Genomic DNA, 13,342 nt, shown 5'->3' with positions numbered 1-13,342 from the left:
TTTGTCTCGACCTCGTCTTTATGGATGACTAACGATTAACGTGAGTTGTCCATCAAATTCAACGTCATAATCATCAGCTGTGATAATAAAATGACTGCCTTTGTTAATTGGCCATTGTTCTCCATCTATAGCTACAATACCTTGTCCATCTATCACAGATACTAGACAATAAACATGTGGTTTCTCATATGGTAACGTGCCATCAATTTCCCATTTATCTACTGTAAAGAATGCGTTTGACACAAACTGTGTCATTGACTGGCCGTGCTTGATACTATGTATCGGCACCGTATTAGGATTTTTCGTTTCAAGATCAATAACCGCCTTACTCTGTTCCAAATGAAGTGCACGTAGTTGTCCATTTTTATCTTTGCGATCATAATCATAAATACGATAGGTCGTGTCTGAAGATTGTTGTGTTTCTAGAATCGTTATCCCGGCCCCAATGGCATGTACAGTTCCAGCCGGCACATAGAAAAAATCACCTGCTTTAACCGGAACGTGTTTAAATAACGTGTCAAAGTCTCGTGCATCAATCTTCTGGGCTAACTCAATTTGATTATCTGCATGAACACCATAAATAATTTCTGCACCTTCCTTAGCACTGATAATATACCAACACTCTGTCTTGCCATACTCGCCTTCGTGTGCTAAAGCGTAGGCATCATCCGGATGAACTTGCACAGATAATTTATCATTAGCATCCAAAATCTTTGTTAACAGTGGAAATTGGCTGCGTTGATCTTCTCCAAATAATGCGCGATCTTCATCCCATACTTGCGTCAAAGTCTTTCCTTTATGCAGTCCGTTTTCAATAATGTTCGGACCATTTGGATGTGCTGAAATCGCCCAACATTCACCAGTAGTATGACTTGGAATATCATAATTAAATTGTTGTTGTAAGGCACGACCTCCCCAAATGCGTTCTTGAAAAACTGGTTGTAAAAATAACACCATGTCCTGACGCCTCCTTTATAGTTGTTGTAACATGTGATATATATCTGCTGTTGATGCTGCTTCAATAAATTGTTTACGTGTAGCATCGTCCATTAAGGCTCTTGATAAACGTTGTAACAACTTCAAATGTGTATCATTACTATGATTTGGCACAGCTATTAAGAAAATAATTTGTGGTAATGAACCATCTAGACTATCCCACTTTACACCTGTTTGATGCTGTAATACTGCCACAACAGGTTCTTTAACTGCAGCTGACTTGGCATGTGGAATCGCCACGTTCATTCCTATTGCAGTTGTCGCTTCGGCTTCCCGCGCTACAATAGCATCTTTTAAAGTTAAACAATCATTAACATAGCCATGTTTATCCAATTGCTGAATAAGGCAATCTATTGCTTCATCACGCGTCATAGGTGTTTGGACACGTTCAATCAACTCTTGATGAAAGACTTGTTGTTCAGCAGTATTTTTATTGTCAAGATTTTCATTTACTGACGATTGTGGAGACGTAGTAACTTCTGTGGCTAACGTTGTTTTTGCCTGTGTTTCATCAACATTAATGGCAGGCGTTTTACGTTTTAACAATAATACAGTCAGCGTTGTCACGATACTACCAACAATGACTGCTATAAAGAACCAAACAATATGGTCGATACCTCCAAGTACTGCTACAATCGGACCACCGTGCGCGACACGGTCACCCACACCACCTAAAGCTGCAATCACTGCTGCCAACATTGCGCCAAACATATTGGCTGGGATAATACGCAATGGATCTTGTGCTGCAAATGGAATTGCACCCTCAGTAATACCAAATAATCCCATTGTAAATGACGCTTTACCCATCTCTTGTTCTGATTGATTAAATTTATGCTTTTGGAAAAATGTAGCTAGACCTAAACCTATCGGCGGTGTACACACAGAAACTGCGACCATTCCCATAACCGTATAATTGCCTTCAGCGATCAAAGCCGAACCGAAAAGAAAAGCTACTTTATTAACTGGGCCACCCATATCAAAGGCAATCATTGCACCAATGACTAGTGCTAAGATAATGATATTTGTACCTTGCATACCTTTTAGCCAAGTGGTTAACACACTAAAAATACTCGAGATTGGCCCTCCGATAACAAAAATAAAAATTAAACCGACAACCAATGAAGCTAATATCGGAATAATAATAATTGGCATAATTGGTGCCATCGCTTTTGGAACTTTAACCTGTTTAATCCATTTAGCAACATAACCAGCAATAAACCCTGCAACAATGCCACCAAGAAAACCGGCACCTGCAGCACTACCATAGAAACTGCCATCCGCTGCGATAGCACCACCAATCATCCCGGGTACTAAACCTGGTTTATCTGCGATACTATATGCAATATATCCAGCTAAAATCGGTACCATAAATCCAAATGATAATTTTCCTATATTTTCAATTGATTTCCAAAATGTACCATCATGCACCACTAGGCCTTTAGATGATGTTTCTCCGCCTAACGTCAAAGCAATCGCTATCAGCAATCCACCTACAACTATAAATGGCACCATAAATGACACACCATTCATTAGATGTTGATAGACCATTTGCACGCCACTTTTTTTATTTTCATCATCTACCACATCATGTTCGTTTGTTTCACCGTGATGATGATAAATTTTAGCGTCATGATCAATGATACGTTGAATTAATGCTTGTGGATGATGAATGCCTTCGCGCACATTTTCATTAATTAATCGTTTACCATGAAACCGAGCCAAATCAACTTGTCTATCAGCTGCAATAATAATGCCATCTGCCTCACGTATCTCCTTGGCAGTTAACACATTTTCTGCTCCCACGCCGCCCTGTGTTTCAACTTTAATATCAACACCCATCTCTTTAGCTGCTTGTTCTAATTTTTCTTGAGCCATATATGTATGAGCAATTCCATTCGGGCAAGATGTAATCGCTAATATTTTCATTTCAATCACGCTCCTCAACTTAAATTGTAAGCGATAACATTAAGGCATTAAAAAAGATAATTGCCACTAGTACCGGCAATTATCCTTGTATTAATCCGAAAATTTCTTGTTTAAATGCAACTTCGTCTAAGCGACTCAAGTGTTCTACAGCTGAATCATCTAATTGAGCTAGCACGTGCATCAGTTGCTTATTCATGTGTATATCTTGAGGTGTAATGGCTAAGAAAAAGACTAACTTGACCTCATGTTCTTGCCAATAAAAACCCTCACTATGTTTAAAAATTAGAACATGTGACTTTAGCACCTTGTCTGGATCTCCATGCGGCATGGTTACACCATGTCCAATATAGGTGGATGATGCTTTCTCACGTAATAATGCTGTATGAATGTAATCCTCTTGCACTGCATGACATGCCATTAAAATATCATGTGCACGATCAAATAACTCAGGCAAACTTTGATATGACTTAGCTGTAATCACTTTAATAGGAATTGAACTCATATCATGGGAGGTTATGGTTGGATTAAGCTTTTGCTTAACCAATGATTGAATTTGATGTTGATCCTTTTCTGATAATAATGGAGATATCTTTATGACATCAACATATGATGGTACCTCAACATCTATATCATGTGTCATCACTAAAACGTCCACACCTTCAAATGAATAAGTAGCCAAATTATCATACTGAAGCGTATCTTGCACTTTAATATGTCGATTTAATGTTGTTAATTTCGTTTCTAATAGTTGAGAAATACCTAAGCCATAGTAGCAACAAATAACCATATGAACACGCGTCACTTCATTTCGATCAATGGATGCTTGAAAATGAATGGTTAAAAAGGCAATTTCATCTTCACTCAGCGTAATATCCGCTCTTTGCGACAGTGTTTGAACAATGTCAAATAATACGTTAAAGACATATGGGTAGAGCGTTTTGATTTCACTCGTCAATGGATTATTCATATACACTTCTTTTATAATCCTCAAATACGTACGACTAAAATGTTCCGTTAGATTGTCTTTTAAAATAACATCTTGACTAAATGGAATATGCATCTTTGCTTCCATTTTTAAAATTAATTGTTGAATATAACTATCAATAAATAGTTTTTCGAACGTTAGCTCAAACTTATTAAAATGGTAGCCGATGAAAAAAGAGAATAGTTGGCTTGTATCATCATTTAAGTCATAGCCTAAACGATGATTAATTTCTTCAATAATTCCTCGTGAAATCACTAAGGCTTCTTCATTTAAATGCCAAGACTGTGCATTCGACTGATGTCTTTTCATAATTAAAATAAGATGGATCATCAATTGTTCTATTTGTATGTCGGATGTAGATAGTTGCTCCGCTTGTAAATTAGTTTTAAAAATCTGACGTATTGTACAAACATGTGCTTCGGGTAGTTCATTCAGAATCAAATCTTCCACACGTACATGCTGTGTTGCTAACTGATTCAAATGTAAAATTGCATTATTTATTGCAGTTTCACTACCTTCTACAATAATACCTTTTCTTTTTTTAATATGTATATCTACTTCAAACTTGTCACACCACATGCGCAAACGCTCTAAATAATCCAATAATTCACGCTTTGTGAAACAAAATTGTTGTTCCAAATCTGTCAGAGTTACGATGGTATGATGCATCAACAATCGATAACCCAGCTGCACTAGATGGTTACTATCCTGCAAAGAAAATCTTTGAAGAGCCGCTTCGATATCTTCAATCGTGTAACGCGCCGTATTAAGCGTATATCCTTTAGCCTTTACACTTATAATCAGTTCTGCTAACAGTGACATATTTACAATTTTAATATCATTTCGTGCCGTCCGATTCGATACATTTAAATACGTTGCAATCTCATCTGACGTTAAATAACTCGATTGATTATTTAAAAATAACTGTACTAATTTCAATTGTCGATCAATCATCATTCACCCTACTCTCTATCTCAGGATTCGTTGTTGTTTAATGAGCAACCGTTTTCAAATACTTATTGTAGCCTGGAACAAAACGGAAAGCAATGAAGGATCTAGTAATATTTATATAGGTCTCAACACAAAATAATAGCACAAAGATGGTTTGATATTAGAAATCATCTTTGTGCTTCTTACGACGAGAGCGGGACAGAATTCATAATGAATTCGTAGTCCCGCCCTCTATTAAAAATTTCGTTTATTATTATTTCGTTGTTGAAAATACCGTATTACTAAAATTTTCGCCCTATTATTTTCTGTTATAAGATCATCATTGATAAATGCTAGAATACCTGTACTAATCAAGCAATAAACACACTGTGCATATGGTATAATACGATTTAAAAATATTGGACTTCCACCTGTAATATATGAAATACATACCATTATGCTCATCATAAAGGTTAATATAAGCAGACCCAACTTTTTCTTCTTATGCGGATGGGAAAAAAGATGCATTCGTATCATATGAAGTTTGCTAAATATACATGCAATTTCTTCGTACATATTCCCTTCAAAATCATAGTATTTATAATGAATACATTTATAAAGTGCTCTTAATGGATAGTCTACATTTTTTGAAGCAAGTTCCTTATTTATATCTTCTACTGTATCTAACCTTAATTTGTTTTCATAAAATTTTCTATTTAAACCTCTCTTGATAAACCATCTACCTTGCAAATCCCTGTAAATTATAAAAAAGTTTAAGCATGTCTGTATTAATACGATCCATACCATTATATTTGATAATATCAATGCACATACGATAGCAATTAGCATAATTTCCAAAAAATCATTCTTTAAATTTAGCAGTATTTTTATTTCTATAGCTAATGGAAAGCAAAAAATACCAATGATAACAATTGAATTCAAAAAGAACATAAAATAGTAGTCCCATTTCTTTTCAAAATCAAGAAACTTGAGCATGAATTTAACCGTGCTTTTCAAAATTGCTAGCATGTTCTTGCCTCCAGTAATTTTATTCCATGTTTTAATCTTTATATATACGTAGATGTCTTATTGACATAACCTATGATGCTATTATTAGTAACATTCTAGCATATCTCATTTTATATTTTTTATTATATGTATTCAACACCCCAACTTGCGTTGTCCGTTGGCTTTCTTTTCGAAAGCCTCTCTGTTGGGGCCCCACCCCAACTTGTGTTGCCTGGTGAATTTCTTCTCGAAATTCTCTCTGTTGGGGCCCCACCCCAACTTGCGTTGCCTGGTGAATTTCTTCTCGAAATTCTCTTTGCTGGGGCCCCACCCCAACTTGCATTGCCTGATGAATTTCTTCTCGAAATTCTCTCTGTTGGGGCCTCTGTCCTTCATTACTTTCATATCTTATTAAGCTATGATACGTTAGGGTTATTCTTAGTAATAAGGAGTTGAACAGTTTGAATCAAGAAGCATTAGATCATGAATTATTGTTAATAAAACAATCTATCGATATGTTACAAGAAACATTAGCACCTGACTTAAAAACTCGTGACTTAATGCTATTGCGATACGGCTATACTGTGAATGAAACGCGTGAACTTGATCGTTATTTCTATGAGTTATTTCAATCTAAAACGTCTGTTTCTTTTGAAGATTATCATCAAAAGGTATGTAAAATTCGAGGTTTACCTCACATTTCGAAAATTCAAACGGAAGACATCTTAATTGGCTACAAAGCGAGTGGCCTTTATACACAATTAATGTCTGAAATCTTGCGAAGTAAATAAGTTTTCTTTATTATTACAAATTGAATAACGCGCTACAAATCCAACTAATTTTGTAGCGCGTTATACTCTGCAGAGCATCGATCGATGTGTCGTTGGAACCTCAGTGATTTCAACTTTTTGACTATAGCTTCATACACAAATTCTTCACTTGTGTTAAATTTAGCAACTCGAAAGTTGCTATGTTTTGATTATATCGCAGTAAACCGCTTGTGCACGTTCAAAATAACGATTATTGAATAGTTGATATAATTATATTTGAAAGTGTTAAATTTACAACTATTTTCGTACAATTTTATTGTATAGATTGTGCATTATATTCTCAATTTTTATTCGTCAAGTCACAATTGCAGAAGAAAAATAAACTACACAACTAAAATAATTAGAAATTAGGCGACACTTTTTGTAAATTGTCTATTAATTCTTATAAAATTACTCATATTTATTGCTAAAACACCACTATAATCCCATAATATTATGTATAATAATAGTGTAGCGATTTTATAGTAAGTTTTGAGTCTTATTATAATAGATGTTGTTCAGACATCATCCAAATAAAATCAGAGCCATGCAATACTTAACTTTTAAGTATCATGACTCTGGTTTTTATATTTCAATTTATTTCGATTTATTAGTACGGCTTTCTTTCCAAAACTGATAGATGTTAAAGGCGATAAATACGAAAGTCAATATAACTAAGCCTATCACAGAAATATAGATATATTGTGAGTTGTCTTTAGCAAACAAACACGCAACAATATTAGGCATACAAAGTGCTAAAATAATCAGTGCATACACTTTTTGCTTTAGTAAAATACATGCTAACATAACTGCAATAAGTAAGACTATCCCTAAAATAATACTTTGCTGTTGATTCAATGTCACGATGTTATAAATCGGAAATTTTCCTGTTAAATACGTACTTAATACCATTAAGCCAAATATAGGAAAACCAGTCAAAAAGGCTAAAACATAAAGCCTCTTCTTATCTCCAAATTTTAAAATAAGCATTTTAATTACATACAATCCTACAATGACACTGATAAAGAAGATAAAGAAAATATTTAAAATATAACCGACACTTAATGTAAATGATTTAGTAAATAAATCTGGAATAGTAAATACGGCAATCATAAAGAGAATAAAGTAAGTCATATACTTAGCCAATTGATTAGCAAACGGCATATGCCGTGCAAAGCGATTGGCATAATCTTGTACTGGCGTGTCAATAATATCGCTCACATCTTTACCTTGCTGTTCACATATCGTTAAATGATCTCTTAATTCTTCATCTATTTCATCAATTTGTTCTTCACTTTTACCTCTAAATAACAATTCTACTCTAAGTTTAGTTAAAAATTCCTCTGACTGTTTACTTAACATTTATTTCACTCCCGAATAAATTTGTCATTCCAATATTTAAATATTGCCATTTTTCTTTAAAACGTGTTAATTCGTCTAAACCACTGTCAGAAATTGTATAATATTTGCGTTTAGGGCCGCCATTATCGGATTTACGTGTTGTGGTATGCACATAACCCTTTTTGCTTAGACGTAGTAAAACTGGATAAATACTCCCATCACTAATTTCTGGAAATTGATTTTCTTTCAATTTTTCTAAAATTTCGTAACCGTACGTTTCACCTTTTGCAATTAAGCCTAAAATTGCACCATCTAAAAGCCCCTTCATCATTTGATTCGAAACAGACATATCTATCACCTTTTTATCAACTATCTTGTAATATAAGATAGTACATCAAATTCATTTTGTCAACTATCTTACAATAAAAGATAGTAATTTTCCAAAAAAACACCCTCAATCCATTTAACCAATGCATTGAGGGTGTGCTGTCCTATTATAAAATAAGTAAATATGGATTTTCGATATATTTTGCTAATACTTTTAAGAACTCTGCGGCGCCTGCGCCATCTAATATTTGATGATCGAAAGTTAAACTTAAAGGAATACGTGACACTTGTCTCAAACTATCACCATCTAATGTGACTTCTTTCATCAATGCACCAACACCTAAAATCCCTGTTTCTCCTAGATTAAGAATAGGCGTAAAGTATTCAATACCACTTGTCCCCATATTCGTGATGGTAAATGTTGCACCACTCAATTGAACATCATCTGTGTGACCATCACGTACGGCTTGAGATGTTTTTTTAATTTCTTCAGCGAGTGCACCAATGCTTTTCGTATCAGCTTCATTAATAACAGGTACCATTAGGCCTTCTTCTAATGATGTTGCAATACCTAAATGAACATCCTCATATTCCAATAGCTCACCATTGTCATAGCGTGCATTCATTGCGCCATAGTCTTTTAAGGCAAGTACAACTGCTTTAGCTAAGAGTGCAGTTACAGTTAATTTCACATCTTTATCTGCTTGATTTAATTCAACGGTTAATTTGTCTTTAAAATCAAGTAGACGATCGGCATCTACTTTGCGATGTAATGTTAATTGGGCCGTGTTAGCTAAACTTTCACGCATATTTTGTGCGATGCGCTTACGCATTGGATTTAATCCTTCTCCAATATTAGTAACATCAACGTTTTTACTTGTTTGGACTGATGTTTCAGTAGCTTTACTGTCATCGTAATCATAACCTTGAGCTTCTACGCGTTGAATGTCTAATTTGGTAATACGTGCATTTCCACCTGTGCCTTTTATGCGATTAATATCTAACGCTTTGTCTTCAGCCATATTGCGTGCAAGTGGTGAAATAAAGATACGCGTGTGTTGTTGTGGTGATTTTTCCACATCTGCAGTTGATTTTTCTGTTGAATAAGATTGAGCATCGTCTTTTGCTGTCTCCGTTGACGTCTCATGCTGATCATGTTCTGATGTATCTGCAGTTTCATTTGTTGACTCAGTTGAACTTGAGCTATTATCTGTAGCTTCGTCTGCATCACCAATGATTCCAAGAACACCTTTAACTTTAGCATCTTCTCCTGCTTGAACCTCGATTTTTAGCAATGTTCCTGTCGCTGGCGCTTCAATATCTTGGGTTAATTTTTCTGAGCTAATAGTTGCTATACTATCACCTTCGTTGACATCATCACCTTCAGCGACAAACCATTCTTCTACAGTACCTTCTGTCATTGTCATACCTAGCTTTGGCATAATGATATTTTGACTCATTTATGTCACCCCCTCATTTATGATTTAACTTTTCTTAAGTCATCAACTAATTCTGCTGCAACATCTAATACTTTATCTGCATTTGGAATATATGCTTGTTCTAAGTTTGCTGCGAATGGTACAGGAGTATCTGGCGCCGTTACTTTTTTAATTGGACCATCTAAATAATCAAAAGCACGGTCGCCCATAACCGAAGCAATATCTCCTGCAACATTACATTGTGGGTTAGATTCATCAATCACAATTAAACGTCCGGTCTTTTTAACAGATGTTAATACAGTTTCTTCATCCCATGGTGAGACAGTGCGTAAATCTATCACTTCAACGGAAATATTGTCGTCTTTTAAACGATCTGCGGTTTCTTCGGCTACAGCAACCATTTTACCAATTGCCACAATGGATAAATCTTCCCCTTCACGGACAACACGTGCTTTACCTATATCAACGGTATAAGGTTCCTCTGGCACATTTCCTTTTTGTCCAAGTAACGTTTTATCTTCTGAAAATACGACTAAATTGTCATCTTGTACCGCCGCCATTAATAATCCTTTGGCATCATATGGGTTTGACGGAACAACTACTTTTACACCTGGTATCGCAGCAAACACGTTATAAAGGGATTGAGAATGTTGTGCCGCTGCACCTGCACCAGCCCCATGAACTGTTCGCACGACAAGTGGAATTTTAGCCTTACCGCCAAACATGTATCTCATTTTAGCGCCTTGGTTTAAAATAGGGTCTAATCCAAATCCTAGAAAATCATTAAACATAAGTTCTGCAATCGGACGCAAGCCTGTAGCTGCTGCCCCCACTCCTGCACTTAATGTAATGTGTTCTGCAATCGGTGTATCAATGACACGATTACGGCTATATTTTTTCGCTAATCCTTTTGTCACTCCAAATACGCCGCCAAAAGTATCATCGTCTTTAATGTGCTTAACGCCTGCACCACCAGAGACATCGGTACCAATGAGAATGACATTTTCATCTTGTTCCATTGATTGATCAATCGCTTCGTTAATTGCACCCATAAATGTTAGCTTTCGCGTTTCAGTCATAATGATATCCTCCTTTTAGGCAAATACATCTTTATATAATGATTCGACATCTGGTAAATCACTGTCATCAGCATATTTCACGGCATCTTCAACTGCTTGTTCTGCAGCTTTTTCAATGTCGTCAGCTTCGTCTTCAGTTAACCAACCTTCTTCAATCGCTTGCTTTCTAAATTCTTCGGTTGCATTTTTATCAGCATTGCGATCATCTGGTGATTTAACCTTTTGTTCGTCACCTTCAAAGTGACCATATTTCCGATAAGTATCACATTCAATTAGGGTCGGTCCTTCACCTTTTTTAGCACGCGCAACCGCTTCTTCTGTCGCTTCTAAGACTGCCATGACATCCATACCATCCACACGTACACCTGGCATGTTATATGCAGAAGCGCGTTCAGCAATTGTCTCTGACGCACTGGCATAATCATGCGTTGTACCTTCACCAAATTGGTTGTTCTCACAAACAAAGATAACCGGTAAATTTAAAATAGACGCAAAATTAAGTCCTTCGTGGAAATTGCCTTCGTTTGCAGCGCCATCACCAAAGAAACATACAGCCACATTTTCTTTCTGCTGGTTGCGAATAGAAATACCTGCTCCGATTGCTAAACCAAAACCGCCACTTACAATTCCATTAGCACCTAACATACCTTTATCAATTTCGGCTACGTGCATAGAGCCACCCTTACCATGACCTAATCCTGTTTTTTTACCCATAATTTCTGCCATCATGCCATTCAAATCACAGCCTTTCGCGATGGCATGGCCATGACCACGATGGGTACTCGTGATGTAATCATCATCTTCAAGTTGTGACATGACACCAGTTGCAACTGCTTCCTCTCCAACATATAAATGGACAAAACCAGGAATTTTACCATCACTGAAAATTTTGTGCACTTTTTCTTCAAAATAGCGAATTTCATTCATTGTTTTATAAATCCAACGTGCTTGTTCTTTTTCCATAACTCATTCCTCCTCATATCCTCTTGATAGTGGCTTGCTATGTCCATTTAGTCATCGTCGTTGCTTTAACTAAACATCATGGCATATCTCACATATGAATCGCCTGATTATAATAAGCATCTGCACCTTCTCCAATCGCTTCCAACAATGCCGGATGGGGTTGAATAATTTCACTCAGCTCAGCAATCGTTCCCTCAGATGCTTTAACACCTAGTAATTCCCCAATTAAATCGGTAGCATGTGGTCCTACTATAAATGCACCTAGTATTTCTTTATATTTTTCATCTATTACCAACTGTACAAATCCTTGGCCTTCACCTTTAATTATGGCTTTAGCATTTCCTTGAAAACCAGATGTCGTCACTTTCACTTCGTAACCTAGCGCTTCAGCTTGTTCAGCTGATAATCCTACCGATGCAGCCTCGAGACGTGTATAAATACAGCGAGTAATATCTTCTTGTTTAATTGTTTTGGGCTGCATTCCAGCTAAATGTTCAGCTACATGTATACCATGAGCACTTGCGGCATGCGCTAATTGATAACCAGATGTTAAATCTCCGATTGCATAAAGATGTGCTTTTGATGTTTGATAGTGCACATCAACTTGTAGGTACTTACCGTCACGACTCAACTCCAAATCATTTACAATTTCGATGTTTGGTTGACGCCCTGTTGCTACTAACAAACGATCAAAAGAAATCTTATCTTGTCCTTTTAAATGCAATGACTTTTTCTCTACCTTTTCAATATCTGCAGATGTAATAATTTCAATCCCTTGTGACTCTAAATGTTCTCTCAACAGCGCTCTCACTTCATCAATTTCAGTAAGCAATATATCATCTGCTACTTCTACAATGGTTACTTTGACACCTAAATCTGCCATGGATGATGCCAATTCTGTAGCAATGACGCCACCACCTATGACTACTAATGATTTAGGTAACGCTTCCATATCAAAAAACGTATCTGTCGTTTCATAATCAACGTTTTCTAAACCTGGAATAGATGGTACAAATGGTCGACTGCCTGTTGCTAATACAACATCTTGTGATGACAATGTTTCATCATTTACTGTAACTGTAAGATCAGAATTAATTTTGGCTTCTCCCTTATAATAACTAACCTTATTTTTCTTCAATAAATGGGTCACACCACTTGTTAATGTTTGTACAACTTGTACTTTACGTGAAGTTAATTGCGCAGCATCAATCGTCAAGTTTGATGTGTGAATACCCCATTCATCTGCACTTTGAATGTCATGCACTTTCTTACCATGCTCTAATAAGGTCTTGGATGGAATACACCCAACATTAAGGCACGTACCACCAGCATTATTCTTTTCTATGATAGCTACTGTCTTACCTAATTGGGCCGCACGAATTGCTGACACATAACCACCTGGACCGGCACCAATAATAATCACATCATACTTTTCTGTCATGAATGTCCCCCCTTTTGTTCATAATGTTTTATGACTTAATATACAATGACTAGTGTTTCTAGAAATAAGAAGATTTTTGCAAGCGTTTTCTTATTTCT

At 36.1% G+C, this 13,342-nt stretch carries 11 protein-coding genes; 1 reads left to right on the top strand and 10 read right to left on the bottom strand.

Going from position 1 to position 13,342, the window contains the following annotated elements; all coding sequences use genetic code 11:
* Positions 1–18 precede the first annotated feature (18 nt).
* From manA to AL499_RS07830, 4 genes are all read right to left on the bottom strand, one after another.
* Positions 19–957: a mannose-6-phosphate isomerase, class I gene (gene manA, locus AL499_RS07845; protein ID WP_002492385.1), complete on the bottom strand. Its 939-nt coding sequence runs from the start codon at positions 955–957 to the stop codon at positions 19–21.
* Between the two features lie 15 nt (positions 958–972).
* Positions 973–2,922 carry a fructose-specific PTS transporter subunit EIIC gene (locus tag AL499_RS07840; RefSeq protein WP_002492461.1) on the bottom strand — a complete coding sequence of 650 codons (1,950 nt, stop codon included), beginning with the start codon at positions 2,920–2,922 and terminating at the stop codon, positions 973–975.
* Positions 2,923–3,001: 79 nt separating this feature from the next.
* On the bottom strand, positions 3,002–4,864 hold the full coding sequence (locus tag AL499_RS07835) for a BglG family transcription antiterminator (protein ID WP_226952527.1): 1,863 nt from the start codon (positions 4,862–4,864) through the stop codon (positions 3,002–3,004).
* Between the two features lie 228 nt (positions 4,865–5,092).
* Entirely contained in the window at positions 5,093–5,866 is a 774-nt protein-coding gene (locus tag AL499_RS07830) for a hypothetical protein (RefSeq protein ID WP_002492408.1), read from the bottom strand.
* A gap of 440 nt (positions 5,867–6,306) precedes the next feature.
* Between AL499_RS07830 and AL499_RS07820 the strand changes: the two genes are divergently transcribed.
* Positions 6,307–6,636 carry a hypothetical protein gene (locus AL499_RS07820; protein ID WP_002492454.1) on the top strand — a complete coding sequence of 110 codons (330 nt, stop codon included), beginning with the start codon at positions 6,307–6,309 and terminating at the stop codon, positions 6,634–6,636.
* A 615-nt stretch (positions 6,637–7,251) separates the two neighbouring features.
* Here AL499_RS07820 and AL499_RS07815 read toward each other — a convergent pair.
* The 6 genes from AL499_RS07815 to lpdA all read right to left on the bottom strand — a co-directional run bounded on the left by AL499_RS07815 (position 7,252) and on the right by lpdA (position 13,244).
* The gene (locus AL499_RS07815; protein WP_002492394.1) at positions 7,252–8,016 is read right to left on the bottom strand and encodes a hypothetical protein; all 765 of its coding nucleotides are present in this window, start codon (positions 8,014–8,016) and stop codon (positions 7,252–7,254) included.
* Positions 8,006–8,344 carry a PadR family transcriptional regulator gene (locus AL499_RS07810; RefSeq protein WP_002460740.1) on the bottom strand — a complete coding sequence of 113 codons (339 nt, stop codon included), beginning with the start codon at positions 8,342–8,344 and terminating at the stop codon, positions 8,006–8,008. The genes AL499_RS07815 and AL499_RS07810 overlap by 11 nt, the downstream gene beginning before the upstream one ends.
* A 145-nt stretch (positions 8,345–8,489) precedes the next feature.
* Positions 8,490–9,782 (bottom strand): dihydrolipoamide acetyltransferase family protein, encoded by a 1,293-nt coding sequence (locus AL499_RS07805; protein WP_002492516.1) that lies wholly within the window; start codon positions 9,780–9,782, stop codon positions 8,490–8,492.
* A gap of 17 nt (positions 9,783–9,799) precedes the next feature.
* Positions 9,800–10,840: an alpha-ketoacid dehydrogenase subunit beta gene (locus AL499_RS07800; RefSeq protein WP_002479036.1), complete on the bottom strand. Its 1,041-nt coding sequence runs from the start codon at positions 10,838–10,840 to the stop codon at positions 9,800–9,802.
* A 15-nt stretch (positions 10,841–10,855) separates the two neighbouring features.
* Positions 10,856–11,803, bottom strand: coding sequence for a thiamine pyrophosphate-dependent dehydrogenase E1 component subunit alpha (locus AL499_RS07795; RefSeq protein ID WP_002479037.1), 948 nt, complete (start codon positions 11,801–11,803; stop codon positions 10,856–10,858).
* 88 nt (positions 11,804–11,891) lie between these two features.
* A complete protein-coding gene (lpdA, locus tag AL499_RS07790; protein ID WP_002492524.1) occupies positions 11,892–13,244 on the bottom strand; it encodes a dihydrolipoyl dehydrogenase in 1,353 nt (450 codons plus the stop codon).
* Between the last annotated feature and the right edge of the window lie 98 nt (positions 13,245–13,342).

It is taken from the genome of Staphylococcus lugdunensis (assembly GCF_001558775.1).
In the GTDB taxonomy this organism is placed as follows: Bacteria; Bacillota; Bacilli; order Staphylococcales; family Staphylococcaceae; genus Staphylococcus; species Staphylococcus lugdunensis.
The sequence above is the reverse complement of the archived record's forward strand: the minus strand, read 5'-3'. Positions and strand labels throughout refer to the sequence as shown.